17 protein-coding genes are annotated in these 26,342 nt (G+C 62.3%); 5 read left to right on the forward strand and 12 right to left on the reverse strand.

Annotated elements, in window-relative coordinates; all coding sequences use genetic code 11:
* The first annotated feature begins 123 nt into the window (after positions 1–123).
* The 4 genes from ACGHP5_RS03860 (at position 124) to ACGHP5_RS03875 (ending at position 5,894) form a co-directional block, all read left to right on the forward strand.
* The gene (locus ACGHP5_RS03860) at positions 124–3,330 is read left to right on the forward strand and encodes a family 16 glycoside hydrolase (RefSeq protein WP_390567341.1); all 3,207 of its coding nucleotides are present in this window, start codon (positions 124–126) and stop codon (positions 3,328–3,330) included.
* A gap of 160 nt (positions 3,331–3,490) precedes the next feature.
* Entirely contained in the window at positions 3,491–3,706 is a 216-nt protein-coding gene (locus ACGHP5_RS03865) for a twin-arginine translocase TatA/TatE family subunit (RefSeq protein ID WP_290533235.1), read from the forward strand.
* A 33-nt stretch (positions 3,707–3,739) separates the two neighbouring features.
* Entirely contained in the window at positions 3,740–4,630 is an 891-nt protein-coding gene (gene tatC, locus ACGHP5_RS03870) for a twin-arginine translocase subunit TatC (protein ID WP_390568089.1), read from the forward strand.
* A gap of 7 nt (positions 4,631–4,637) precedes the next feature.
* A complete protein-coding gene (locus ACGHP5_RS03875) occupies positions 4,638–5,894 on the forward strand; it encodes a Gfo/Idh/MocA family protein (protein WP_390568091.1) in 1,257 nt (418 codons plus the stop codon).
* Between the two features lie 60 nt (positions 5,895–5,954).
* Here the strand turns inward: ACGHP5_RS03875 and ACGHP5_RS03880 are convergent, their stop codons facing one another.
* The 10 genes from ACGHP5_RS03880 to ACGHP5_RS03925 all read right to left on the reverse strand — a co-directional run bounded on the left by ACGHP5_RS03880 (position 5,955) and on the right by ACGHP5_RS03925 (position 23,420).
* The gene (locus ACGHP5_RS03880; protein ID WP_390568093.1) at positions 5,955–8,612 is read right to left on the reverse strand and encodes a zinc-dependent metalloprotease; all 2,658 of its coding nucleotides are present in this window, start codon (positions 8,610–8,612) and stop codon (positions 5,955–5,957) included.
* Between the two features lie 12 nt (positions 8,613–8,624).
* Positions 8,625–11,261: a zinc-dependent metalloprotease gene (locus tag ACGHP5_RS03885; protein ID WP_390568094.1), complete on the reverse strand. Its 2,637-nt coding sequence runs from the start codon at positions 11,259–11,261 to the stop codon at positions 8,625–8,627.
* A gap of 160 nt (positions 11,262–11,421) precedes the next feature.
* Complete coding sequence (locus ACGHP5_RS03890; protein ID WP_337755831.1) at positions 11,422–13,323, reverse strand: PKD domain-containing protein; 1,902 nt, start codon at positions 13,321–13,323, stop codon at positions 11,422–11,424.
* A 30-nt stretch (positions 13,324–13,353) separates the two neighbouring features.
* Positions 13,354–14,274 (reverse strand): endonuclease/exonuclease/phosphatase family protein, encoded by a 921-nt coding sequence (locus tag ACGHP5_RS03895; protein WP_390568095.1) that lies wholly within the window; start codon positions 14,272–14,274, stop codon positions 13,354–13,356.
* A 15-nt stretch (positions 14,275–14,289) separates the two neighbouring features.
* The gene (locus ACGHP5_RS03900) at positions 14,290–16,104 is read right to left on the reverse strand and encodes a RagB/SusD family nutrient uptake outer membrane protein (RefSeq protein WP_290533242.1); all 1,815 of its coding nucleotides are present in this window, start codon (positions 16,102–16,104) and stop codon (positions 14,290–14,292) included.
* Positions 16,105–16,118: 14 nt separating this feature from the next.
* Positions 16,119–19,634 (reverse strand): SusC/RagA family TonB-linked outer membrane protein, encoded by a 3,516-nt coding sequence (locus ACGHP5_RS03905; RefSeq protein ID WP_390568096.1) that lies wholly within the window; start codon positions 19,632–19,634, stop codon positions 16,119–16,121.
* A 100-nt stretch (positions 19,635–19,734) separates the two neighbouring features.
* Positions 19,735–20,718 (reverse strand): FecR family protein, encoded by a 984-nt coding sequence (locus ACGHP5_RS03910; protein ID WP_290533244.1) that lies wholly within the window; start codon positions 20,716–20,718, stop codon positions 19,735–19,737.
* Positions 20,715–21,305 carry an RNA polymerase sigma factor gene (locus ACGHP5_RS03915; RefSeq protein WP_290533245.1) on the reverse strand — a complete coding sequence of 197 codons (591 nt, stop codon included), beginning with the start codon at positions 21,303–21,305 and terminating at the stop codon, positions 20,715–20,717. The genes ACGHP5_RS03910 and ACGHP5_RS03915 overlap by 4 nt, the downstream gene beginning before the upstream one ends.
* Before the next feature lie 97 nt (positions 21,306–21,402).
* Positions 21,403–22,497 (reverse strand): SGNH/GDSL hydrolase family protein, encoded by a 1,095-nt coding sequence (locus ACGHP5_RS03920; protein ID WP_290533246.1) that lies wholly within the window; start codon positions 22,495–22,497, stop codon positions 21,403–21,405.
* 47 nt (positions 22,498–22,544) lie between these two features.
* Positions 22,545–23,420: an endonuclease/exonuclease/phosphatase family protein gene (locus tag ACGHP5_RS03925; protein ID WP_390568097.1), complete on the reverse strand. Its 876-nt coding sequence runs from the start codon at positions 23,418–23,420 to the stop codon at positions 22,545–22,547.
* Positions 23,421–23,768: 348 nt separating this feature from the next.
* Between ACGHP5_RS03925 and ACGHP5_RS03930 the strand changes: the two genes are divergently transcribed.
* Positions 23,769–24,131, forward strand: coding sequence for a DUF3127 domain-containing protein (locus ACGHP5_RS03930; RefSeq protein ID WP_390568098.1), 363 nt, complete (start codon positions 23,769–23,771; stop codon positions 24,129–24,131).
* Between the two features lie 120 nt (positions 24,132–24,251).
* Here the strand turns inward: ACGHP5_RS03930 and ACGHP5_RS03935 are convergent, their stop codons facing one another.
* On the reverse strand, positions 24,252–25,364 hold the full coding sequence (locus ACGHP5_RS03935; protein ID WP_022062513.1) for an FKBP-type peptidyl-prolyl cis-trans isomerase N-terminal domain-containing protein: 1,113 nt from the start codon (positions 25,362–25,364) through the stop codon (positions 24,252–24,254).
* A gap of 242 nt (positions 25,365–25,606) precedes the next feature.
* A complete protein-coding gene (locus ACGHP5_RS03940; RefSeq protein WP_390568099.1) occupies positions 25,607–26,314 on the reverse strand; it encodes an FKBP-type peptidyl-prolyl cis-trans isomerase in 708 nt (235 codons plus the stop codon).
* Positions 26,315–26,342: the final 28 nt, after the last annotated feature.

The raw sequence follows: 26,342 nt of genomic DNA on the forward strand, positions 1-26,342 counted from the left end.
TCGCCGCCCTGATGCCCTTCGCAGCAGGGGCGCAGGACGCGCGCCAGCGCACCGCCGAGACGATCGTGGCGGACGCCCTGGCCCAACCTCCCGGCCCGGACGCCCAAGGCGTTCGACAGCCTGATGCAGGAACTCGCGGCGACCGGAGCCGACGGAATCCGGATGATGGCCGGCATGCTCGTGCCTGCCGCCGAAGGCAAGAACGCTCCCGTGGAATACGCCCTGAACGGCGTGGTGAGCTACGTCTCGGCCCAAGGCCGCGGGGAGCTTGCCCGGGAGGTGCGCGCCGGACTGACGGACGCCGTCGCCGCCTGCACGGACAAACCCAACCAGGCCTTCCTGCTCTCGCTGCTCCAGCTGTGCGCAACGGCGCAGGAAGCACCCGTATTCGTGAAATACGCAGGGGACAAGTACCTCGCCGACTACGCCGTGCGCGGACTGATCTCCACGCCCGGAACCGACGAAGCGATCCTCGCGCTGATCGACGCAAGCCCGGCCCCGAACGCCCTGCTGGCCTATGCCGCAGCGGAAAAGGGCCTCGCGGCAGCCGAACCCGCGCTGCTGAAGTGGGCCGCCGACCCCGCGGCCGGCACGCCGGCCAAAGAGGCCGTTTATAACGCACTGGCCAAGTGCGGCACAGCCGCCTCGATCGCGCCGCTCGCCGCAGCCGCCAAGGCCGACGGCTACGCCTTCACGAAGACGGACGCCACGGGCGCCTACATCGCCCTGATCGCACGCCTCGCCGCCGCGGGCAACAGCAAGGCCCTCGCAGCAGCCAAGGCGTTGCAGAAAACCTCAATGCCGCAGAACGTCCGGGCCGCAGGGCTGGGGATCGTACTGCGTTCGGATGTCAGAAAACAGACCTCGGAGGTACTCGCAGCGCTGAAAGACGCCGACCGCGAATACCGCTGCGCTGCGCTCGACTTCGCCGGCGATTTCGCCGACGACGCCCTTTACGCCGCCATCGTGAAGAAGATGCCGTCGCTCTCCGACGCTGCGAAAACCGACGTCGTGAGCTGGCTGGGCGCACGTCATGCCGCATCGCAGGCCAACGCCGTGATTGCAGCCATCTCCTCGCCCGACGAAGAACTGGCTCTGGCAGCCATCCGCGCCGCCGGAAAGATCGGCGGGCAGGAGGCACTGAACGCGCTCGTCGCACAGCTGGCAGGCGCACACGCCAAAGAGGCGGCGGCGGCCCTCGCGGCATTCAACGGAAAGCCCAACGCCGCGTTCGTAGCGGCACTCGACGGAGATCCCGCCACGCAGGCCAACGCCCTGAAGCTCGTCGCCAAACGGCGCATCACCTCCGCCGCCGGCAAGGTGTTCGCCCTGCTGAACTCCCCTGACAGGGAGGTGCGCACGGCAGCCTACGACGCGCTGGCCGGCGTCACGACCCCCGCAGACTTCAACCGTCTGTGCGGCCTGCTGAACAAGGCGCAGGAGAATGACGTGAAGGCCCTGCAGGCCGGATTGAAAAACGCCCTGGCCAAGGAGGCTCCCGACATGCAGTACAAGATGGTGGCAGGGCAGATGGCCGCAGCGCCCCAAAAAGCCCGGTATTACCCCCTGCTGGCGCAGGCGGCGACCGACGACGCCATCCAGGCGCTGCTGAAAGCCGACGACCGGAAGGCCGCATTCGCAGCCCTGCTCACGGTGGAGAACCCCTCGATGATCGAAGTGCTCTACCAGCTCGCCGGGGAGAACCCCGCATGGACCGACGCCGCAATATCGCGCTACGCGGATTTCGTCACCAAGTCGCGCAATACGCCGATGCGCAAATACCAGCTCTACCGCCGGGGCCTGGAGGCCGCACCCGCGGCCAAGGTGCAGAACAAACTGCTCAAAGCCCTCTCCAAAACCCCGGTATTCCCCGCCCTGACGTTCGCCGTGAACTACATGGATACCCCCGCGACGGCCGAAACGGCGGCGCTGGTCGTGAAGACCGTCGCCGCGAAGAACCCCGCGCTGGGCGGCGAGACGGTTGCCGCAGCACTGAAAAAGGCCCTGCAGGTATATGCCGGGCTGGCCAAATCCGACGCCGACGCCGGTTACGCCGTCGACGAGATCAAGGGCCTGATGGCCAAACTCCCCGCCGGGGGATATGCCCCGGTATCGCTCGAACCGGACGGCTGGAAGGCCGTGGTCGGCGATCCCGAGACCCGCAAGGAGATGAAGGCCAAGGCGCTGGCGAAAGCGCAGCAGGAGGCCGACGCGGCCATGGCGAAGAACTGGACCGCCACCGGCGGCGTCCTGACCGGAGCGGCTGACGCCGGCGTGATAGGCTCGGCGAAGAATTACGAAAATTTCGAACTGATCCTCGAATGGAAGACCGAAGCAGAGGCCGGGCTGGGCGTCCGCTCGATTCCGCAGATCGCCCTCGGCGGCAAGAACTCCGGAGCCCTGACGGGCAACAGGCTCCACGACAACACCTCGCCCAAAGCAGCCGCGAACAGCCCCCGGGAGTGGAATACGATGCAGGTGAAGGTCGTCAGCGACCGTGTGACGGTCCTCCTCAACGGCGTCACGACCGCGGAAAACGTCATCCTCGAAAACGCCTGCAACAGGGAGATCCCGGCCTACGCCCAGGGACAGCTCCTGCTCATCGCAGGCAAGGCGCCCGTAAGCGTCCGCGAAATGTATGTCCGCGAACTGCCCGCCACGCCGCGCTTCGAACTCTCGGAGGAGGAGGCACACGAAGGCTTCGAGGTGCTGTTCGACGGCATGTCGATGCACAAGTGGACCGGAAACACCACCAACTACGTCCCCGTGGACGGCACGATCTACGTCACGGCGCAGTACGGCGGCTCGGGCAACCTCTACACCAAGAAGGAGTACGGAGATTTCGTCCTGCGATTCGAATTCGCGTTCGACCGCGAGGGCGTCAACAACGGAATCGGCATCCGAACGCCGATGGGCGTCGACGCAGCCTACCACGGCATGGAGATCCAGGTGCTCGACCACGACGCCCCGATCTACAAGAACCTGCGCGTCTACCAGCAGCACGGATCCGTCTACGGAATCATCCCGGCCAAACGCGTGAAATTCCCGCCCCTGGGAACATGGAACGTCGAGGAGATCCGCGCCGTGGGAGACCGCATCACCGTCACGGTGAACGGTGAAGTGATTCTCGACGGAGACATCCGCCAGGCCTGCCAGGGACACAACGTGGCCCCCGACGGCGGCAAAAACAACCCATACACCGTGGACCACAAGAACCACCCCGGACTCTTCAACCCCTCGGGACACATCGGACTGCTCGGACACGGAGCAGGCATCAAGTTCCGCAACATCCGAATCAAGGAACTGACCGCGGAGAAAGCAAAAAAATAGTCCCCCTGCGACCGAAAACGAACCCGCCCGATATTCGGGCGGGTTTTCTTGGGCCGCGAGTGCGGCGAATCGCAAAAATAGTGTTATATTTGCGGAGAATAGACCGGAGCGCAGCCTTCGCGCCACCGAGTTCCGAGTAAGAAACCTAAAAGAAAAAACTATGTTCATCCCTTGCGCAATCGGTTACGGACAGATCATCGTAATCGTATTGGTAGTCATCCTGCTCTTCGGAGGTAAAAAAATTCCCGAACTGATGCGCGGACTGGGCCGCGGCGTCAAAGAATTCAAGGATGCCGTCAACAAAGACTATACGGCCGAAGACAACAAACCCGGAGACAAGCCCGGAGACAAATCAGACTCCGAAAAGACCGAATAATCACCCCTGCTCCGCTGCGGCAAACAACTGAACATGAAAAAAAAGGATCCGGAGCCGTCGGAGATGACTTTTTTCGAGCACATCGACGCCCTGCGCCCTCATCTGGTGCGGGGTGTGATGGCGATCGGAGTCATCGGACTGGTGGCCTTCTTCTGTAAGAGTTTCATTATCGACACGGTGCTGTTCGGGCCGCAAAGCCCGGACTTCCCCACCAACCGCATGCTGACATGGGTGGGCACTCAGTGGGCGCATATCGCCGAATGGATCAACGGCGTGCTCGGCACGTCGCTCGACGCCGATCCGGCGACCTTCCACATCGCCAACGACCGTTTCTCTATCATCAACACCTCGCTATCGGGGCAGTTCAATCTCCACATGAAGATCTCCCTCCTGACGGGACTTGCAATGGCCATGCCCTACACGCTGTGGGAGTTCTGGCGTTTCGTGCGCCCGGCACTCACGCCGAAGGAGATCCAGGGAACCCACCTGTTCGTATTCTGGGTGTCGCTGTGTTTCTTCGGAGGGCTGCTGTTCGGCTATTTCGTCATGGCGCCGCTGTCGATCAACTTCTTCGCCAACTACCAGGCCAGCGAGTTCATCACCAACATGTTCGACATCAGCGACTACCTGACCACCGTCATCATCGTCTCGATAGCCTGCGCCTTCATGTTCGAACTGCCGCTGCTGATCTACTTCCTGACCCGCATGGGGCTGGTTTCGGCCGGATTTCTGCGCAAATACCGCCGGCACGCGCTGGTCATCCTGCTCGTCGTCGCAGCGATCATCACCCCGCCCGACATCTTCAGCCTCATACTGGTAATCCTGCCCCTCTACGGGCTGTATGAATTGAGCATCAAACTCGCGGAGCGGACCGAGCGCAAACACGCCCGCGAGGAGGAACAAACACCGGAAACCGCGGAATAGGAGAGCCATGGAGCGAACGAGCGAAGCGAAGCCCATCACGATCGTAGCCATCGGGGCGGGCAACCGTACCAACAAATACCTGGAATACGCGGTCCGGAACCCCGGCCGGCTGAAACTGGTCGGCGTCGCCGAACGCAACGACATCCGCCGCCACGCCGTCGCCGCGAAATTCGGGCTGACGCCCGAACAGTGCTTCGCCGACTACGAACGTTTTTTCGAAAACCCCGTTCCGGCCGACGCCATCCTGATCGGCACGCCCGAGAACATGCACTTCGAACCCTGCATGAAGGCCATCGAGGCGGGTTACAACGTCCTGCTCGAAAAGCCGATCGCCCAGTCGCTGCCCGAATGCTGCCGTATCGCCGAAGCGGCCCGGCGCAAAGGGGTCATCGTCGGCGTGTGCCACGTCCTGCGATACCACCCCTACTTCATCAAGATCAAGGAGATCGTCGACTCGGGCCAACTGGGCCGGATCATCTCGATCAGCCACCTCGCCGCCGTGGGGCTGGACCGCACGACGCACGGATTCGTCCGCGGGATGTGGCGCCGCGAGGAGATCACCAATCCGATGCTGATTTCGAAATGCTGCCACGACATCGACTTCCTGCTGTGGCTCACCGAGGCCCGCTGCCGGAAACTCTCATCGTTCGGGTCGCTGCGCTGGTTCCGTGCGGAGAACGCCCCGGCCGAAAGCACGGCCCGGTGCATCGACTGCCCGCTGGAAAAGGAGTGCCCCTACTCGGCCGTGGACCTCTACTACAACCGCCGCGACTGGATTTCGAATTTCGACGTCCCCGAAGGCTCGACACTCGACGAGGTCATCCTCCGCCAGCTGCGCACGGGCGACTACGGACGGTGCGTGTTCCGCTGCGACAACGACGTGGTGGACCACCAGATCGTCTCGATGGAGCTGGAAAACGACGTCACGATCTCGTTCTCGATGGACGCCTTCACGCTCGGTGACCAGCGTGAAACCCACATCCGGCTGACCCACGGCGAAATCGACGGCGACGAACGCACGCTGCGCGTACGCCGGTTCCGCGGCGGGGAAGAACAGGTCTACGATTTCTCGGGCATCCTCGGCAAGCCGTTCCATGCCGGTGCGGACCTCAACCTGGTCGAGGATTTCGTCGACACGCTCAGCCGCCGGGATCACCGTTTCCGCACGTCGATCGCCAACTCGGTCGAAAGCCACCGCATCTGCTTCGAGGCCGAGCGGAGCCGCCTCACCGGGCAGACCGTCATCCTCGACCAAACGCGCTGATCCCCCGGGCACAAAAAAGCGGGCTGTAACTTTCGGTTACAGCCCGCTTTTCCGTCAGCGTTATTCGACGGCCAGTTCCCGGTCGATCCGGTCGGCCATGTAGCGGCAGAAACTGCGCGTGTCGGTCCGGGGAGCCGTCGCGGCTCCCCGCCGGTACATCGCCTTCATGTCGAGCAGCAGTCCGTAGAACAGATGCTCCCGGAAGGCGGGAATCACCCGCGGCGTCCGGTAGCCGTAGGCGGCACTCTGCACGTCACCGGCGCCCAGCGGCGTGAAATCGTCGGTCCGCGGCTCCGCCGACACGTCCGGAAGCGCCCCGGCATCAGCCGCCGCAAACAAATCGCCTCCGTCGGACAGCGAACCGCCCCCGTCGGACAGCGCAAAGGCGCTTCCCGAACCCGACGAAGCCTTATCTTTGACGTTGGCCGCGGCAACGGTAGACTTGAGCAGCGACTGTTGCAGGTTGCGGGCATGTTCCGTCAGCGGTTCGCGCGAACGGATCCGCTCCTCGAACCACGCCACGAGGTCCTTCGCCATGCGGTCGGCCGTGTAGGGATCGTCGGCCTTCGAAGCCGCGAGGTCCAGCGTTCCGAGTTTTTCAAGAAGCGTGCGTGCGGTCCGGCGCTGGAGGTATTCGCACGCCTGCACACGGTTGTAAACGTTCTTCGACACTCCCTGCCGGTCGATCCAGCCGAGGTCGGCGGTCAGGGCGAGCGCCTCGCGCAGGGCACGCCGCTGCACTTCGCGCGGCACGGCCGTACAGGCGGGCCGGGCCGTCCCCTCATAGACCGGATTCATATAGACGCCCCCGATGTAGCGCATCAGCTGCGAGGCGAGGGCGTTGACGCGCAGAACCATGTCCGTGAGCAGCTCCTCGCGGAACTTGTAGTCGCCGTCGCGGCCCGAAAGCCACTCGTCGCCGTGCTCGGCGACATATTTCAGATTGGCCGATTGCAGGGCCACGCTCCGGAACAGATCGTCGCCCAGGTCTCCGGCCCCCACGCGGGGATCGTAAGCCCCCGAGGCGTACTGCGCGAAGAAAAAACGAGGGTCACCCTCCTTCGAGGCGAGCAGGCGGCGCAGTTCCGGGGCTTCGTCCTGCGGCGTCACGGCTCCCGGAACGGGTTTGTAGAGCCACTCGACTGCCAGATAATCGTAAGGTCCCAGCGCATCGGCCACGAGCTTCACGCCGCGCTCCTTGTCGCCCGGCTGCGCGACGACGTTGTAGAACACGTCGTCGGTGATCGATGACGCCAGGCCGTTTTTCCGCGTAAACGACGGCGAGCGCAGCGAGTCGGTCGGATAGGCCGACGAGGCGGCGTAGTTGGGCATCACGCCGAAGGCCGAGGCCGCACGGCGGGCCACCATGACCGTCAGGGCGTCGGCGATCTGACGCGCCGAAGGCTGCGTGGTGCGCGCCTCGGGATCGGCGGCCGACAGCGTCAGGAGCAGCTCCTTCTGAATGGCGGCCGTGAAATTGAAGGGCACGAAGATGTCGGTCCCGAGAATTTCGCCGCTGCGCGGATCGACCCACGAGGCGGTGTAGAGTTCCGAATTGGAGGTTCCCGTGCGCCGCACGCAGTTGTTATAGAGGCTGTTGTCGTTGAAAGCCGGATCGGCCGGGAAAGGCTCTACCCGCACGACATCCTCGCAGCCGATCTTCGCGAAGGCGTCGTTCCACAGCAGAAGCCCCCGCTCGACGGCGGCATAGGCCGAAGCGTCGAAGGCCGTGTCGACGTAGAATACCACGGGACGCACCTTCCCCGCGCTGTCGACGATCGAACGGCGGCAGGCGTAATAATCGGTCTTGGCCTCCTGCTCCCGGTCCGAGAAGCGTTTGAACGCCTTGGCCGCCAGACCGAGCCGCTGGTCGCAAAGCCTCATCCGCCGTTCGGGATCGCCCAGCACGCGGAGCGTGCGGCGGGCGACGATCGACTGGGGCTTGTCCTTCCACAGGTCGAGCACACCGAGGAAGCTGACCGTCGTGCCGTAGGAAAGCTCTCCCACCACCGAAACGCACCCCTTTCCGCCCGTCACGCCGGTCAGCATCGAACGGTCTTTCTTGTAATCGGCCTTGGCCGTCATCCAGCCGCCGTAGGTGTTGCCGCCGTCGGAGTCGATCGGGCGCAGGCGTTTGGCGTCCCCGACGAAAAGCGCCGTGACGTCGACGACGGACGACTTCTTGTCGGGCGTGCGGGCTTTCACGGCATACGAGGCCGCGATCGGGCCGATGTTGCTCCGCCCGACGGCCTCACGCATCGCGGGGCTGCCGTCGACGATCACCACCGGAGCGAACTCCCGCATGTAGAGGAGCGTGTCGCTCTTCCCGCGGCCGAACTCGACCATGTAGGGCGGCACGGGCTGCTGATGGGCCAGCCCGTCGCCGGGATCGCCCGTGCGCTCGATCGTCGTGGTGATCATCAGCCCCCGGCCGAGCAGCGAATCGGGCAGTTCGAGGTAGAGTTTGTCCGCAGCCAGGTGCAGGGTCAGCCCGCCTCCGCGGACAGTCTCCACCCGCTTGTCCTTGAACAGTTTCTCGTAGGGAGTCGCCTTGGCGGCGGTATCGGCGTCCTGCTTCTTTTTCTTGTCGCGCTTCTTGTCCCCGGCCCCGGCTTCCACGGCGGCCGAACCGGCCGCCCGGACGGGCAGAGACGCCGCCGGCAGCAGCAGGATCCCCGCCAGCAGCGAAAGAAAAGCTATCTTAAACAGTTTCGTCATGATCCGGAAGGTTTATTTTTTCAACGCTTTCTCGATGTTGCGCAGCAACAGTTCGTAGTGCAGGCGCGCTTCGCCCGTCGCCGAAGCGCTCTTCGAGCGGAGCATCGCGCGCAGTTCGAGCAGCGCGGCGTAATCCCCGGCCTCGGTGTTGCGCGGGTCGTAATAGTTCAGGCGCGGAGAGCCGTAGCCCAGCAGCGGCGCAGTGTCGACGCGGTGCGCGGCGGAAAACGCTTCGAAGGGATCGCGGTCCCAGCACTCCCCGCAGGCGGTGAGCGCCGCGGTGCGGGCCGCATGCTCCTCCAGGAAGGCGGGAACGGGTATCAGTCCCTCGTCGGACACCAGCTTCTTCTCCTCCCGCGCTCCGGTCCCAGTGTATTTCAGCCCGGCCGAAAGACCGAGACTGCGGACGTATTCGCGCTGGAGCATCATCTCCAGCGCATCGGGCGTGCGGCCCTTCAGCGTCGAAGCCCACACGAAGTCATAGACATCCCTGCGGCACTCCTCGGGCGTGTAGGCGTCCTTTTCGGCCAGCGCGGCACTCAAAGCCACACGCGCCGGGGCGGCCACGACGACCGACACCAGCGAGGCCATGATCGACTCGGCGGGCGAGCCCATCAGCGGCATGTCGCGGATCAGCTCGGCGTTGTCCAGCCACTTCATGTCCTTGAGCTGCGCGAGGCAGAACAGCAGGGCTTCGCGCTGGCGTTCGCGCGGCACGCTGCGGTAGGCCTCCACGGGATCGCCCTCCATCTTCTCGGCGAAGTAGATGCCGCCGACGTTGGCCAGCACGTGGTTCAGGTAGCGGATGTACTGCGTGAGCACCTCATCGTAGAGGGTGCGCCGCTGGGAGAAATCGGGGTCCTGGGCACCGATCCAGGCGTTCATGCTGCCGAGAATGTATTTCAGATTGGCGATGCCGTAGCCCGAGGCCTTCACGGCGTCATCGCCCAGGTCCTCCGACTGCGAACGGGGGTCGATCGAGCGGCTGAACTGCTGCTTGCCGAAACGGTAGACCGAATCGGCGGCGGCCTCGGTCATCCACTTCGAAGTGACGGCATACTCGTCGACAGCCGTCGCAGCGTCGGGCACGGGCGTGTAGAGCCACTTCACGGCGTAGTAGTCGTAGAGGCCGAAACGCGGCGGGGTGAGTTTCACGCCGCGCTCCCGATCCCCGGGCCGGGCCACATAGTTGAAGCGCGCATAGTCCATGATCGAAGTGGTCGTTCCGTACTTCTGCGTGAACGACGGCGAGCGGAGCGAATCGACCGGAATCACCGCCGAGGCGCTCATGTTGTGCATGTAACCCAGGCAGTGGCCGACCTCGTGGGCCACGACGTAGCGCAGTCCGTCGCCGATCACCTCCTCGGGGATCGTCACGGCGCGCACGCGCTCGTCGGCCTGCGCCGTCTGGACGAACAGCCAGTTGTTCAGCAGCTTCATCACGTCGTGGTAGACGTAGACCGAAGCGTTGAGTATCTCGCCGCTGCGCGGATCGACCCACGAGGGGCCCATGGCGTTGGCAATGGCGATCGGCGCATAGCGGATGCACGAATACTTGATGTTGTCGGGATCGAATTCGGGATCGTCCGTCGGATAGGGCTTTGCGGCGATGGCGTTTTTAAACCCGATGCGCTCGAAAGGCTCGTTCCACTGGTCGACGGCCTCGAAAATATGCTTTTTCCACATCTCCGGAAACCCGTCGTCGACGTAGAAAACGATCTGCCTCTTCGGCTCGACCCGCTCGCCGCGCTTCCAGGCCTCCATGTCCGACGGCTCCAGCCGCCAGCGGTGGGCGTAGTAGATCACCTTGGCGCGCTGTTCGCGCTCGCTGAAAAGCACCTTGCCGGTCGGAAACACCGACATGCGGCTGTCGGTGATGCGCGGACGGTAAGGCTCGCGGGGCAGCAGCACCAGCGAACGGGTCATCACGGCCGTCAAGGGCTGGTCCTTGACCAGCGTCGTGCGGCCGCGCGTGAGCGAGAAAATATAGCTCAACGTACTGCGCACCACCACATTGTCGCTGAAAGCCTTGATTTCGCCCAGCATCGAACGCTCCTTCTGGAAGGTCTTCTTCAACTCGAAAGCCGTATAAAGCCCGTACTTCGAGAAGGGCGACATCTCCTCCACGTCGGCCACGAACAGGTCCGTGACGTTGACCACCACGGCCGTGCTGTCCCGGTTCCAGGCCTCGATCTTGTAGTTGCGCAGGATGGGGTCGGCCGTGTTCCGCTTCACCGCCTCGGCCAACGCGCGGGAAGCCCCCGTCTCGTCGGTGACGTTCTCGCAGTTGACCGTACGCAGCTGGACCGAACGGTCGGTGCGCGTGAAGACCACGTGCAGCGGATAGTCCGACTTGGAGCCGGTGGTCGCCGCGGCGTTGTCCGAGACCTCTGAAATGGTCGACCCCAGCAGCATCTCACGGCCGAACAGCGAATCGGGAATCTCGAAATAGAGCTTCCCCTTGACGTCGTGCAGGCGGAACATGCCGTCGGCCACGGTATGCTTCTCCTTGAAAAGTTTGTCGTAGTCGATTTCCTTCGGTTTTTCGGCCGAACGCTCCGTCTTCTTCGAAGCGGAGGATTTGGGCTTCTTCGCCGTCGCCGTCGCCGCCGTGAGGCAGAGCAACAGCACCAATAGTTTTCGGATCATCTGCTGAAATTTAGAATTGTGTTCGAGGTTTTTTTCGTCCCGGTTCTTGCGCCCGTTCCATTATAAAGAGGGGATTTTGCCGGAAACGACATACACGGAGGCCGAAAAAAAATGGGCCGCATCTCACGACGCGGCCCGCTCATCCCTGATTTTCAGCGGATCAGTACATATACTCGGTTTTGGATGGGTTGCCTCCCTGCTGCGACCACGACGCGGCGCAGCCCTCGGCCGCACCCTTCACTGCGAAGACGGTGGGTTTGTCGTCCTTCATGCCGTTGACGTAGATCGTACCGTCGTAGGAGATCGTCGGCGACGAACGCAGCTCGTCGGCCAGCTTGATCTCCGCCACGCGCGAACCGTCCTCCGGGCGGAGTTTCACCAGCTTGCCCGTGGTCCGGTCGTTGTAATAGACGAAGCCCTGGTCGTCGACGGCCGGAACGCCGTTGATGTCTCCGTCGGCGGCGTGCTCCCAGCGTTTCACGCCCTGTGCGGAGATGGCCGTGACATGGGCCGCCACGCTGCCGGTCTTCTGCGTCGCGGCGTAGACCGTGCCGTCCTCGCCCAGCGCCACGCCCATGCCCGACTGGCCGCAATCGCCCTTGACGGGACAGTACCACTCCGGTTCGGGCGTCTGCCCGTAGACGGTCTTTGCCGGATCATAGCAATAGACGACACCCCCGCCCAGGCTCTTGTCCGCGCGCACGCCCTGGTTCTGGAACAGGATGTAGACCTTGCCGCCGGGACCCGACGCAGGCTGGGTTCCGTTCGGGGCTTCGCAGGTTTTATCCTCGCCCATACCGCCGTAGTTGTGCTCGCGGCCGTTCGACTTCACACAGGAGAATTTCCATTTGCCCGCGCCGTCGGGGAAAAAGACGCGCATGCCGTGACTGCCTCCCGTACCGGCGATCACCATGCCGTTTTTGAGCGGCAGCACGCCGCCGTAGGAACCGCCGTTGACATGCCGCTCGTCCACCAGGTCGCCCGACGATTTGTCATAGACCTGGAAATTCTGATGTCCTGACGGAGCGTTGCGCATCACGACGAACAGGTATTTTTCGGTGATGGCCGGCGAAAGGAACCGGAAGCTGGTGTTCACGCCCGTATTCACGTGCCAGACCTGTGAACCGCCCCCTGCGCCGCCGCTGACGGCATAGAAGGAGCTGCCGCCCGCACCCTTGTTCGGCTCGTTGAAGCCCGCCAGCGCGTAGACCGTGCCGTCGGCGTCGACCGAAGGGGTCGGTGACTGGACTTTGATCGAACCGCTGTTGTTCGCGGCCGACGCACCGTCCCTGCCGATGTCGAAGGCCCAGAGACGCTCGCCCGCCTTCGTAAAGCAAACCAGCGAATAGCCCGTCGAGGTCACATAGACGTACTCACCGTCGTGACTTACGGCAGGCGACGTGCCGTAGACGTAGGCATCCTTCGTGTCGTCGTAGGGATACGACCAGAGCAGGTCGAGGCTGATGGCGCCGCGGCCCACGTCAATGGTCACCGTCTTGGTGTTCCTGCCTTTCTTGTTGTCGGTCACGGTGAGCGAGACCTCCGTAGCCCCCTGCGCCGCGAAGGTGAATTCGGGATTCTGCTTGTCGGAGGTCGTGGTTCCGAATTTCCACTCCCAGGCCACCACCTCGCCGTCCTCGTCGGTCGAAAGGTCGGTGAACTGCACCGGCTCGCCCGCCACGACCTTCTCGGGCGACCACGTGAAGTCGGCCACGGGCCGGATGTTGTTGTCCACGACCAGAATGGTCTTCTCGAACGACGACTTCTTCGCCCCGCGGTCGGAGGTGACCGTCAGCTTGATGACGTACTCCCCGGCCTGATCGTAGGAGATGTTCTCCGGGGTGGTTTCATACGAGACGACGCCCTTGCCCAGTTCCCATTTGCAGATGGCGATGAGGGCGTTTTCGGCCGTCGAAGTGTTGGTGAGCACCACCGGATCGCCCACGTCGTAGGACTCCTTGTCGGTGGTGAACGAGGCGTGGACCGCCACCTCCTCGTCCGGCTGGCAGGAGGCGGCCCCCAGGAGGGCGAAAGCGGCCAGCATATAGATAAATCGTTTCATTTCAATCGGTTTTGAGTTTTGGTTGCAGGATTACTTGAACTCCAGCACGGCCGCAACGGGATAGTGGTCCGAAATGTAGGGGACCTTCTCGTAACGCTGGTCGACGGTGGCGAAGCGCATGGGCGTGAAGCCCGAACTGAAGATGTGGTCGATGCGCGGGTAGTTGGTCGCCCCGCCGAAGTTGTTGAACGACGCCTTGTTGTCGGTCACGGGAGCGGTCGTGCGCGCGTCGACCATGAACTTCTTCACGCCGTCGAAAATCGGGCTGTCGAGCATTTTGTTGAAGTCGGCGGTCAGCAGCGTCGGCTGGTTGTCGGGATTGAGCGACCTGATCTTCGCCTCGATCAGCTCCATCGACTTCTGGGCCGCCACCTGCCCCACATGGTCGATGTGGGTGTTGACATAGAAGAACTTGCGGCCCGACTTGTAGTGGGTGAACAAGGCCCATGTCGCCGTGCGGTAGGTCGAGGCGTCCCAGCCGACCGACGGGGTGTCGGGCGTCTCGGAGAGCCAGAAAGTCCCCCACTTTTCGAGTTTCACCGCATCGTCGAGGTAGTAGATGGCCATGAACTCACCGGCGTTCTTGCCGTCGGTGCGGCCCACGCCGACGCTCTTGTAGCCCGCGCAGTTCTCGTCCATGTAGGTCTTCTGGTCGAGACGCGCCTCCTGCACGCCGAGCACCGTCGGCTGCTGGTCGGCGAACATCGCCGGAACGGCCTTCTTGCGGTTGTCCCAGCTGTTCGCGCCGTCGTCGCCCGCGCTGTAACGGACGTTGAATGACATAACCCGCAGCTGGTTGTCCTCCAGGCCGGGATTGATCGGATCGACAGGATCGTCGCCCGGTTCAGGTTTGTAGAATTCCGAGTAGTCGGGCTTCGGATCGCTGCACCCGGCGGCGAAAACGAAGGCGAAACTCAACGTAAACGTCAGTAAATAACGGAGTATGCTCATGGTTTTGCTTTTTATTTATTCGTTGTCCCACTCGGGATTCTGCGAGATCGTATAGCCCGCGTTCCTGTAATCCCGGATCACCTTGGCGGGAATCGGATAGAGATACTGGCGTCCGTCGGGATACCAGTAGCGGTCGCCTGCGCCGGTCTTGTAGACGAGGTCGTAACCCGCCACGGCATTCGCCTCGGCATAGAGGCCCACGCCGTCCTGATTGACACGGACGGCGATGTTCTTGTAGGCCGCCGGAGCCGACGCAACCTCGCCTTCGGTGAAATAGTAGTCGTTCACGCCGTCGCCGTTGACGTCGACGGGCTGCTCCAGGCCGGGGATGTGGATGCCGGTCCACGGCAGGGTCTCCATCAGAGAGCCGCACTTCCAGCGGCGCAGGTCGTCGAAGCGCATGCCCTCGGCGACGAGTTCGATGGCCCGCTCGCGGCGGATTTCGAGCAGCACGGGGCTGGTCACATCCGGGTAGAAGGTGCTTTGCAGGTAGCTGTCGACGGTCGTGGGCAGCGTCTCCGTGCCGCCCGTAATGCCCGCACGCTTACGCAGCGCGCCGACCGTGAGCGCCCATTCGGAGTCGGTGATCAGGCCCAGTTCGGCCTGCGCCTCGGCGTAGTTGAGCAGCACCTCGGCATAGCGGATCAGCGGAATGCTGTTGATGTTCTTCGCACCGCCGTCGTACTTCGACTCGTCGAGCGTGTACTTGATCACCTGGTAGCCCGTGAGCGAAAGGTTTTTGATGTCGGCGACGGCCGTCTTGCCGTCCCACAGGAAATTGCGGCCGCGCACGGTCTGCTCCAGGCGCAGGTCGCGCCCCTCCATCTCCTCGGCGAAGGATTTCACGGCGTAGTCGGCGGCGGCGGTGAAGGGCGTGCCGTCCTGCTTGAGGTAGGTGTGGACGAACGAGCGGACGAGGCTCCAGCACAGTCCGTACGAGCGGGCGTTGAACCACCAGTTCTGCTCGCCGAAGATACCGGACTTCTCGTTGGCGCAGACGGCGAGGATCACCTCCTGCGTCAGCGGCGTCTCGTTGTAGAACAAATCGCGGTAGGCGCCCTTCTTGCCCGCGGCGGTGTTGAGCGAACAACCGCTGTTGTCGATCACCAGCTTGGCGGCCTTGGCGGCCTCGCGGTACAGCTCCTCGGGGGTTATCTCAAGCCCCGTGAGGTTGTGGTAACGGCGGTAGGCCGCTTCGAAGAGGCAGACGCGCGACTTGAGCGCGGCGGCAGCCCAGCGCGTGAGCGTCGCGCTGCCGGTCGACGAGGTGGCCTGAATATGCTCGTAGGCGAAATCGAGGTCGGCGATCAGGTTGCGGATGATCACGTCGCGGCTGTCGCGGTCCTTGTACATCACGTCGTTCTGGTAGGACTGGATGTCGTTGGGGAACCAGGGCACTTCGCCGTAGGTGGTCAGCTTGTCGTAGTAGAACCACGCACGGAACCAGCGCGCGATGCCGAGGTAGTTGTCGCGCGTCTCGGCGTCGACGGTGCAGTATTTCGGGTCGTTGCAGCCGTCGATGAAGTAGTTCACGTTCTTGAGCGTGCCCCAGCTCCAGCTGGTCGCGGTCTCGGTGTTGTAGGCCCCCTGCTTGATGAAGGTGTCGGTGTTGCTGACGGCTCCCACATCGCACATCTTGTCCTGCATGAAGCCGTTCTTGAGCGTCGGCAGGGCTTTGTAAAACGAATTGGAGTAGAGCTCGAGACCCGATTTCGATCCGAAAATCATCGACTTGTCGGCTTTCACCTGCACGTTCTCCGTCAGGTCGCACGATGTAGCGAACGCAACACAGCCCACGAGCAGACTCCGGATATAGGTTGATCTTTTCATAGCGCGTAAACAGTTTAATAGGTGATCGAGATGCCGAAGCTGAAGCTGCGCATCACGGGATAGTTATGTCCGTCGCCCTTGTTGTCGGAAGAGGAGGACTGGAGGTCGGTGTCGGACTTCTTGTTGGCCACCGTCACGTCGAAATCCTTCGTGTAGCGGTAGAGCGGCGACCAGCTCCAGAGGTTCTCGCCCGAAAAGTAGACCGAGACCTTCGAAAGGCCGATCTTCGAAATCCACCGTTTGGGCAGTTCGTAGCCGAACTGAAGGTTCTTCAGACGGATGTAAGACACGTCCTGCAGGTAGCGCGTGTTGATGTTGGCCGTGCCGGCGTTCATCGGGCCGTAGTAGCCCACGTAGCGCGGCAGGTAGGCGTTCGGGCGCTCCTCGGTCCAGTAGTTTTGCAAATGCCACGTCGGAACCTGGTTGTAGGGACGGTTGTACATGCCCCAGAAAAGGCTCTCGTCGCTGGGGAACCACTGCTGTCTGCCCACGCCGTCGAACAGCGCCGAGAGGAAGAACCCGTTCCAGTCGGCATTGAGCGAAATGGTGTAGAGGTAGCGCGGCTCGGAGTTGCCGATGATCTTCCTGTCGCCCGGATCGTCGACCGTGCTGCTGCCGCGGTCGATGGCGTCGTTCCCGTTCAGGTCCTCGAAGCGCATGTCGCCCGGATAGGTGATGTACTTCTCGGAGGTCTGCATGATGTCATTCTTGTAGCCCTTGCCGCCGAACGCCGCGTCGATTTCGGCCTGCGACTGGAACAGCCCGTTGCAGACGAAACCCCAGATCTCGCCCAGACGCTGCCCCTCGTAGTAATCGGAGAGCTTGCGCGAGGCGTTGTTATAGCGGTCGATTATGGAATAATAGTCGGCCAGCGTCGCCTTGATCCCGAAATTGAAGGGCTTGCCCGCCAGCTTGAACGAGTCGTTGTAGCTCAGCGCGATTTCATAGCCGTAGGTGCTCATGTCGGCGTAATTGCCCTTGGGAGCCGTCGCGCCGAAGGTGTCGGGAAGCGTCGGGCCGACGGTGTACATGTCGACCGTCTTGCGGACGTAGTAGTCGGCCGTGAGGTTCAGCCTGCCGTTCAGGAAACCGGCGTCCAGTCCCACGTCGAAGGTCTTGGAGGTCTCCCAGCCGATGTTGTCGGGAATCTGCCCCGGGAGGCTCGTATAGCGCAGCTTGGCCTGCCCGTAGAGGTAGCGGGCCGCATCGCCCGAACCGGTTCCGAAAGTCGACAGCCCGAAGGTTTCGAGGTAGGTGTAGGGATCGACGTTGCTGTTGCCCAGCGCACCGTACGAAGCACGCACCTTGAGGTTCGAAACGGCCTTGGGGCTGACGTTCCAGAACTTCTCCTGCGAAACGCGCCAGGCGGCCGAAGCCGAGGGGAAGAAGCCCCACTGCGAGTTGTCGGGGAATTTCGACGAACCGTCGTAGCGGCCGTTGACTTCGAGCAGGTAGCGGTCGTCGTAGGCGTAATTGAAACGGAAAAAAGCGCCCACGTAACGCCAGCGGCTGCCGCCGGCGGTGATCGACATGACGTCGCCCAGCGCGAAGTTGATGTTGCCGGCGTCGGGCATCAGAAGCCCGTTACGCTCGGAGTAGGTCGACTTGTAGTCCTGCTGCTCGTAGTTGTAACCGGCCAGCGCCTTGAAATAGTGCTTCTCGGCGAAGGTGTCCTCGAACTCGGCGTAGGCATTGGTGGCGATATAGGTCGTCAGTTGCAGCGACTCCTTCATCACGTCGTCGGTCTCGGGCGTGCCGAGGTAGATGGTTTCGCCCTCGTAGGCGCTGTAAGGAATGGCCGTGGTCTTCTTGGTCTCGGTGTAGTCCTTGGTGCGGAACGAGAAGTCACCCGTCAGGCGCAGGCGGTTCTCCAGCATCGTGACGTTGAGCGTGGTGGTGTTCTTGAGCGTCTTGGTCGTACGGTCGAGCCAGTTGTTGCCCGTCACCAGGCCGCCGATGGCATAGGCGCCCGACTTGGTGAGCGTACCGTCGGGATTGAAGATCGGCGACGAGGGGTGTCCCTGGTCGTTGACCGAACGCCACAGCACGCCGCCGCCCTCCTTCGAGTAGCCCATCGGCTGACGGTAACGGTCGTGCGTATAGTCGAAATTATTACTGATTTTCAGCCACTTGAATACCTGCGAGGAGACCTTCGAACGGAGGTTCATCGTGCGGTAGGTGTCGGGCGTGAAGTTGAACAGGCCGTCGTAGTCGTACAGACGCCCCGAAAGGTAGTGGCTGATCTTGCCGTTCGAACCGCTGACCGAGACGTTGTGCGTCTGGGCGATCACCGTATTCTTGTAGAGCGCGTCGTAGTAGTTCGTATTGCCGTAGTAGACGTATTTGCCGTCGGGATCGACGGTCGTTTCGAGTTTGTTGCCCGCCAATTTGCGCTGGCGGAAGGTGTCGAGCCACGCACGCGAAAAGTCCTGCGAGTTGTTGAAGCCCGTCGGCTCGTTGAAACGGTAGTTGTACCATGCGTCGTAGAAGAGGCGCGAATAGACGTAACCGTCGTCCACGACGTCGGGAATGGCCGTGGGCTGCTGGATGGAGACGTTGCCCGTGTAGTTGATCGTGAACTTGTCGGTGAGCTTGCCCGGGTCCTTGGTGGTGATGAGCACCACGCCGTAGGGTGCGCGCGAACCGTAGATGGCGGCCGAGGCGGCGTCCTTGAGCACCGAGACCGACTCGATGTCGTTGGGGTTGAGCATCGCGGGGTCGCCCTCGACGCCGTCGATCAGCACCAGCGCCGACCCGCCCGCGCCGATCGACGTCTTGCCGCGGATGTTGTACGACGCCGAGCGGTTGGGCTTGCCGTCGGCCAGCGAGATATTGAGGTTGGGGACGGCGCCCTGCAACATCTGCGTGACGTTGGCCACGGGACGGTTTTCCAGAAGTTCCGAGGAGACCTGGTCAACGGCGCCCGTCAGGTTGGCCTTCTTCTGCGTACCGTAGCCCACGACCACCACCTCGTCGACGAGCGTGGCGTCCTCTTTCAGTTCCACGGCGACGAACGAACGGTTGCCGACCGGAATTTCGGCGGCGGCGTAGCCCAGCGCCGAGACCTGCAGCACGGCGCCGTCAGCCAGGCCCTCGAACGAGAACGAGCCGTCGGTACCGGAACTCACGCCGCGGGTGGTCCCCTTGACGATCACCGCGGCCCCGACGACGGGCTGGTCCGCGGCATCCCGGACGATGCCCTTAACGGACTGCGGCGCGGCGGCACTCTGCCGGGGGGGGGAAAGGTAAATCTTGCCGTCGCGGATCTCGATCTCGACCTTGTCGTCGGCCAGCAGCCGTTTCAGCGCCGCACGCACGTCGACATCCTCGACGGCGATGCTGACGACCTTGTCGGGATTGACCGTCGGACGCGCATAGTAGAACGTGTAGCCCGTCTGCTCGGTAATCCGCCCGAACACCTGTTCGAGCTTGGCATTCCGGAAATTCAACGTCACTCTCTGCGCCCGGGCCGTCAGGGCCGTCCCGGCTACACAAAGCAGCATCAGAAATAGTAGTCTGATTCGTTTCATACAGATTAGTTTAGGTAGTTGTTTACTAAAAAGCCCGTTTGCGCGCTTTTCACAGAATAGACACGCAAACGGGAAAAAACGATGAGCCGAAACTCTTTTTTTATCTGAAACTTACCTTTATTTCGGTTTTGGAGCGTTCGAAACATACCGGGGAGATCAGCTCCATTTCGCGCAAAACATTATCCAGCAGCGTGTTGTCGGTCGTAAAGGTGTAGGATATGGGTTGCGGGGGCTGTTGCGTCAAATCGAAGCGCACGTCGTACCACCGCGAGAGGGTTTCGAGCACCTCCCCGAGCGGCGTGTCGCGGAACGAGATCACGTCGTCCTTCCAGATCGAATAACGCATGGCATCGGCGCCGCGGACGATCCGCCCCTCTCCCGAACGGCGGTCGTAGAGCAGCTGTTCGGAGGGCGACAGTTCGAAACGACCGCCACGGCGGTCGTCGAGCACCACGCGGCCCTCGTCGAGCGTCACGGCGACGATGTCGTCGCCGCCGTAGGCCTTGACGTTGAACGACGTGCCGAGCACCTGTATCTCTCCGCCCTCGAACTCCACGACGAACGGCCGCCGGGGATTGTGGGTCACCTCGAAATAGGCTTCGCCTTCGAGCCGGATGCGGCGTTCGAAAAGCCCGAACTTGACGGGATAGTGGATTTTCGACTCGGAATTGAGGTAGGCGACCGTGCCGTCCTGGAACAGGCACTGCGTGCGCCGGCCCCGGTCGACGACGAATTCGCCGTACTCCGCGCCCGAGAAGATGCCCCCTACCTGACGGTCGAGGCGCAGGGCGACGCCCAGCACCAGCGCGACGGGAATCAGGACCGCGGCGACACGGAAGAGGATGCGGCGACGGCGTCCGCGCGTGAGGGCTGCTCTGATCCGCGCGAAGATGCGCTCCGAGGCGACCTCCTCCCGCTCGTAGTCGCCGCAGAACTCCTGCCGGTCGAAATCGCGGCCGATGTAGCGGCTGGCCCACGCCTGGCCCGGACCGGTGGCGAGCCACTCGGCGACCGAGGCCGCCTCGGCGGCTGTGGCGCGGTTTTCGAGCGTCTTATGCAAAAGTTCTTCCGAAGGTCTGTTCATAAAAATAAGGTTTGCAGGGTGACGATAAGCAGAACGATACGGCCGAAGCGGCTTTTCAGGAGTTTGACGCCCTCCTGGTAGTGCGAACGGACGGTGTTGACCGAGAGGTTGAGCATTTCGGCGATCTCGGGGTTCGAATAGCCCGCCTTGCGCAGGCACATGACCTGCCGCTTCTGGGTCGGAAGCCCCGCGATCACCGCATCGAGCACCTGCGAAAGGTCCTCGCGCTCGATCTGCGCGTCGAGCGGGTCGGAAGCCTCGGGGACGAGCTGCGCCAGGCGGTAGCTGTGCACCAGCTCGGTATTGCGGCTGCGCAGGTAATTGAGGATGTAGTTGCGGGTCATCGTGTAGAGGTAATTCCGCAGGCTCAGCATGACGGTCATGTCCTGCCGCCCGATCCAGAGTTTCACGAAGACGTGCTGCACGGCGTTCTCAGCTGCGGAACGGTCCTTCAGCATCTTCAGGGCCACGGCATAGAGTATCCGGTGGTACTTCGCATAGACCTCCCGGAAAGCCTCCTCGCTCCCCTGCTTGATCCGCCGGAACAGCTCCCGATCCTCGTTTTCCTGGATGAAATCTTCGGTCATACAAGAGCAAAGATAGCATTAATTTCAAATTTGCAACTCCCTGCCGGAAAAACAAAAAAGCCGCAGCTTTCGGGCTGCGGCCTTTCCGGCTTGCGGATCAGCGGATTCCGTATTTCCGGAATATCTTGCGCAACTGCGGTTCGAGATGGCGGGTCATGTGCATGAAACCCTGGTCGGAGGGGTGCGAGCCGTCGACCGTCCCGAGGTGATCCGTGCCGATCATCCCCGGGGAGTCGATGAAGTAGATGTTCCGGTCGTCCTTCATCAGCCGCCGGATGCCCGCTTCGGCGGCGGCGCGCTTGTCGGATTCGAATTTCCGCGCCCGGAGGTTGAAATTCCCGGTTTCGCGAACCTCGGTCTGAATGAAGATCAGCGGCGTCGAGGGATGCGCCTTGCGGACGGTCGCAACGAACGAGTCGAGCCGCTCCCCGATCTCCCGGGCACTCGGGTTGGAGAAGGCGTCGAAAACGAAGGCGTCGGCCTCCATCTCGGCCAGCATCCGTGCGAATTCGGGTTGCAGCTTGCACTGTCCGCTGTAACCGAGATTCAGGAAATCAAGCCCCATTTCGCGGGCCAGCCGCGCCGTCCAGGTCATGCCGGGACGCCCGGCCGAAGCGCCGTGGGTGATGCTCGACCCGAGCACTACGATCCGGTGGCGGAACGGGTTCGGAACGGCCTCGATGCGGCTATCCCCGTCGACACCCAGTTCCAGCGAAAGCACCTCGTCCCAAAGGGGGAGGTACAAGAGGCACGTCTTCTCGCCCTGGTCCATATACTCGACCAGCGCGCTGTCGTGGTTATCGCCCTTGGGCCAGCCGAAACCGGCGTAGACCCACTGCCCGCCGCGCTCGATGTAGAGGTCGAGTCCCTTGCGGGAGATGGCGGTCATGTTGTGGCCCAATCCGTATCCGCCGGTTTTCCACCGGGCGCGGATCGTCCGGCTGTCGGTGCGGAAAACGACGGCCAGTCCGGTGGAGAAGGCCGAGTAGTTCTTCACGGGCTGCCAGAGCTCGTAACGGGCGGTGTCGACCCGCTGGAACGGTTTGGGAGTGGGCATGCTCTTGCCGATGACGGTCAGCGTCGCGGCATCGACGTAACGGAGCGGTTTCTTCTCCTGTGCGCCGGCGGCGTTCAGCGTCAGCAGCAACACGGGCAGCGCGAGGCTGCGGAAAACGAGGGAAAGGTTCTTCATGGTATCGGAGTTTGGTTGTATCCGGGTTTGCCGGCCGTCCGGCGGGTTCAGAGTTTGTAGAGCGCGTAAACGGGATTGTGGTCCGAAAGGAACGGAACACCGTAACGCCCGGAATCGGCGAGGGTCCGGTAGGCCAGCGGCCGGGCATTGCGGGCGAAAATGAAGTCGATCCACAGCGAGCGCTTGCCGAAGTCGTTGAACGTCGGAAGTTCGTCGGTCACCGGGGCCGCATGGCGCGCCGACTGCATCCACGCCTTCAGCGGGTCGAGCAGGGCGTTGTCGTAGGTCGTATTCAGGTCCCCCGAGAGGAACACGGCGGCCTTCTCCCCGGCGATCTGCTTCATCCGGGCGACCATCATCCGGGCCGATTCGGCACGGGCCTGCTTGCCGATATGGTCGAAATGGGTGTCGAAATAGAAGAACTCCTTCCCGGTTTTCCGGTCCTTGAGCTGCACCCACACCGTGACGCGGCGGCACATGGCGTCCCAGCCCCGCGAAGGGCATTCGGGTGTGGGGCTGATCCAGAAGAACCCGCTGTCGAGCAGGATGTATTTCGAACGGCGGTACATGATCATCAGATGCTCGCCGCCGTCGGGTTTCTTCTCGATGTCGGTCGCGGCGTCGCGGCCCATGTCGACCTCGGCGTATTCGGGGAGGTTCACCTTCAGATAGTCGATCTGCGGCCGGTGCGGCTCCTGGAAGCCGATGACGTCGGGCGATTCCGCACGGATCATCTCCACGCAGGCGGCACGCCGCGCGACCCAGCCGTTGTCGCCGTCGGCGCCGGGCTTGTAATAGCGGATGTTGAACGACATCAGTTTCAGGTCGGCCTTCGCAGCGGCGGAGGCCAGCGCCTTGTCGTCCTGCGCCCGCAAGGGCAGCCCAAGGCCGAGAAGCGCAACAAAAAGCAGTAGTTTTTTCATAATGAACAAGGATGCCAGCAAGCCGGACGAATCCGAAACCGGACGGTCCGGCGAACTCTCCGACACAAAAATATCGTTACGGCACCAAAGATAATTCAAAAAAAGCAAAAAAAGCAAACCGGCCTCTGCTTTTTGCACAGATTACAGCGCGATGCCTGTTGCAACAGGCGGCAAAAGGAAAGGGACGGGACCTTCGACGGAGCCGAGCGGGACGGGACGCACGCCGCGGTTCCGGGACAGGAATGCCGCATCCGCCGATCTTCGGACGTCAGACGTTTTTTCCGCGGAAAAGGCTCCGAATGTCCCGGAAAATTGCTACCTTTGTCACAAACAAACCCTATTTATACTATGGAATTCGAAGGAACCGTTTACAAAATACTGCCCGTGACGAAGGGAACGTCGGCACGCGGTGAGTGGCAGCGTCAGGATGTGGTTTTCGAAATGAACGAAGGCTCTTTCGCGCGCAAAATCTGCGTTACGTTCTTCAACAAGCCCGAAGATGTGGCCCGTCTGAAAGAGGGTTCGGCCTACAACGTCTCGGTCAACATCGAGTCGCGCGAATACAACGGCCGCTGGTACACCGACATCCGCGCATGGCGTCTGCAGCCCAAGCAGGAGACCGCGGCGGCCCCGATGCCCGACATGCCGCCCATCGCCGAGGAGCCTTCCTACGCCTCTGCGCCCGCACAGGTCGACGACCTGCCGTTCTAAACGGACCCAACCGAAAAACTCCGGCCTTCGATGATTCGAAGGCCGGAGTTTTTTTAGATACCTATTTATAAAAAATCCGGATGTGCATGCGCTCATCCGGATTCATTTTTCACGGTCCGACTATTTTGCGGGAGCAGCCTCGGGCTTCTCGGCCGTTGCGGTCGAATCGGCCGGAGCAGGCTCCACGTAGGGAGTGACGTCGATCAGCTCGACCTCGAACTCCAGAGCCTCGTTGGGACCGATGTCACGGCCTGCGCCGCGCGCACCGTAAGCCAGGTCGGCGGGAATCCAGAGCGTGATCTTGCCGCCCTTGCCCACCAGCTGCAACCCTTCCGTCCATCCGGGAATCACACGGTTGAGCGGGAACTCGACGGGTTCGTCCTTGTCGAAATCATCGGGACGCTGCTTCTTGATCATCTCCTGCTGCTCCTTCGAACGGTTGGCGAACTTCGAGGTGTCGAACACCTTGCCTTCGCGGGTACGGCCCGTATAGTGCACCTTCACCACGTCGCGCGGGTCCTTGGGCATCACCGATGCGTCGCCGGCGTCGGTAACCTTATAGAGCAGGCCCGACTCGGTCTTCTTCACGCCCGACTTCTTCTCCGTCTTCTCCAGCCACGCCTTCGAAGCCTCGGCGTTCTCGGCCGGACGCTTCACCATGAAGTAGTACTGCAAGTACTGGTTCACCTCGTCCTCGGTCATCTTGGCGTTGTTGTCGCGCACGTTCTGCATGGCCTCGCCGATCCAGACCAGCTGAATGGGCATGCCGCTCTGTGCGATGTTGTAACCGATGTCGTTACCGAAGGCATAGGAGATCTCGGTACGCTCCTCCTCGCTCTCGAACATGTCGGGATCGGCCGCGGGATACTCCACCTTGGTCGTGTCGCCGCCGGCCAGGCGCACGCTGTCCGCCTCGGCGCGCTTCTGCGCCACGGCCTGCGCACGCTCGCCGCGCTTGGTCATAAAATATTCGCGCAGCATATCGAGCGACTTGTCGTGCTCCTGGGTGGCCTTGCCCAGAGCGCCTTCCCGGACACCCTTGTCCACAGCCTTGAAATCGAACGGAATATCCTTCATTTCGTAGCTCATGCCATAGCCGATGTTGGCTCCGAGCGAATACGACAGAGAGTCGAACTCGGACAGACTGCCCAGCTGTACCCCGCCCTTGTTTCCTCCGCAGGAGGCGAGCATTGCGGCACCCGCGAGCGCCGCAGCAAAAAAGATTTTTTTCATTGTTGTTTTCACTATGTTTGATGTTTCCTTTATATTGTCGCCGTCGCACGCGCAAAGACAGTGCAAACCGGGAGCAGAGGCGAATTTATCCGGCTCTGCCGAGGCGCCGCCTATCAAAGCGCGGGCTTATTCCCCGCAAAGATATAAAAATTTTGTTAACGAAATGATTCCGAGCAACTATTTTGGCGAAATCCCCGCGGCCGGACGATCCGGCCGCGGAACCGGCGGCGCCGGACGGACCGTCAACGCCGCCGCGACCGGGTCGTATACTTGTCGAGGTCGACGAGTTCGATCTCGAAATAGAGCGTCGCATTGGGAGCCACGCCCAGTTCCTTGTCGCCCTCGGCGCCGTAGGCTGCCGACGAAGGCATCCAGGCGTTGATCTTGCCGCCCTTGCCGATGAGCTTCACGCTCTCCTGCACCCCGCGCCGCAGGTTGCGGACCAGCGAACGCACCGTATCGCCCCGCTCGTAGGAGGAGGTGATCTCGTCGCCCGCCGCCGTGCGGATCACCCACCGCAGGGCCACGCTGTCTCGCTCGGAAGTGGGAATCAGGTTCTGGTCGCCGACAGCCGTAACCGTGTAGGTCACGCCCGACGAGGTGCGGGCATAGGAGCGGTTCGACTTGGCGATGTCGAGGAGGAACTGCTCCTCATAGGCGCGGGCCTTCTCGGGAAGGGCGTAGTTCACGTAGCTCAGATAGAACGTCTCGGCATCGGCCGCCGAGAGCTTGGGATTGCCGCGGAAAATGTCGCGGATACCTTCGCAGACGGCATTGACGTTGATCGTCGAATCCATTCTCAGCAGGTTCATGCCCACGTTCATGCCGATGACGTAGGCCACCGAATCGGTATCGTTCCGGAGTTTCACGCCGCCTCCGCCCGAGTTTTTCGAGCAGGCTCCGGCCAGCAGCAGCACGAGGACCGGAAGGATCGAGAAGGTCTTTTTCATCATTATCGAATCTTTTTTGCAAAGATAG

Source organism: Alistipes sp. i18-0019-D1, assembly GCF_042852885.1.
GTDB lineage: Bacteria > Bacteroidota > Bacteroidia > Bacteroidales > Rikenellaceae > Alistipes.

Excerpts from the sequence above, each read along its gene's own strand:
- ACGHP5_RS03905 (WP_390568096.1), bottom strand. The coding sequence starts at position 19,634 with ATGAAACGAATCAGACTACTATTTCTGATGCTGCTTTGTGTAGCCGGG.
- ACGHP5_RS03885 (WP_390568094.1), bottom strand. The coding sequence starts at position 11,261 with ATGATCCGAAAACTATTGGTGCTGTTGCTCTGCCTCACGGCGGCGACG.
- tatC (WP_390568089.1), top strand. The coding sequence starts at position 3,740 with ATGAAAAAAAAGGATCCGGAGCCGTCGGAGATGACTTTTTTCGAGCAC.
- ACGHP5_RS03915 (WP_290533245.1), bottom strand. The coding sequence starts at position 21,305 with ATGACCGAAGATTTCATCCAGGAAAACGAGGATCGGGAGCTGTTCCGG.
- ACGHP5_RS03920 (WP_290533246.1), bottom strand. The coding sequence starts at position 22,497 with ATGAAGAACCTTTCCCTCGTTTTCCGCAGCCTCGCGCTGCCCGTGTTG.
- ACGHP5_RS03910 (WP_290533244.1), bottom strand. The coding sequence starts at position 20,718 with ATGAACAGACCTTCGGAAGAACTTTTGCATAAGACGCTCGAAAACCGC.
- ACGHP5_RS03875 (WP_390568091.1), top strand. The coding sequence starts at position 4,638 with ATGGAGCGAACGAGCGAAGCGAAGCCCATCACGATCGTAGCCATCGGG.
- ACGHP5_RS03865 (WP_290533235.1), top strand. The coding sequence starts at position 3,491 with ATGTTCATCCCTTGCGCAATCGGTTACGGACAGATCATCGTAATCGTA.
- ACGHP5_RS03890 (WP_337755831.1), bottom strand. The coding sequence starts at position 13,323 with ATGAAACGATTTATCTATATGCTGGCCGCTTTCGCCCTCCTGGGGGCC.
- ACGHP5_RS03925 (WP_390568097.1), bottom strand. The coding sequence starts at position 23,420 with ATGAAAAAACTACTGCTTTTTGTTGCGCTTCTCGGCCTTGGGCTGCCC.
- ACGHP5_RS03940 (WP_390568099.1), bottom strand. The coding sequence starts at position 26,314 with ATGAAAAAGACCTTCTCGATCCTTCCGGTCCTCGTGCTGCTGCTGGCC.
- ACGHP5_RS03930 (WP_390568098.1), top strand. The coding sequence starts at position 23,769 with ATGGAATTCGAAGGAACCGTTTACAAAATACTGCCCGTGACGAAGGGA.
- ACGHP5_RS03880 (WP_390568093.1), bottom strand. The coding sequence starts at position 8,612 with ATGACGAAACTGTTTAAGATAGCTTTTCTTTCGCTGCTGGCGGGGATC.
- ACGHP5_RS03860 (WP_390567341.1), top strand. The coding sequence starts at position 124 with ATGCAGGAACTCGCGGCGACCGGAGCCGACGGAATCCGGATGATGGCC.
- ACGHP5_RS03935 (WP_022062513.1), bottom strand. The coding sequence starts at position 25,364 with ATGAAAAAAATCTTTTTTGCTGCGGCGCTCGCGGGTGCCGCAATGCTC.
- ACGHP5_RS03895 (WP_390568095.1), bottom strand. The coding sequence starts at position 14,274 with ATGAGCATACTCCGTTATTTACTGACGTTTACGTTGAGTTTCGCCTTC.
- ACGHP5_RS03900 (WP_290533242.1), bottom strand. The coding sequence starts at position 16,104 with ATGAAAAGATCAACCTATATCCGGAGTCTGCTCGTGGGCTGTGTTGCG.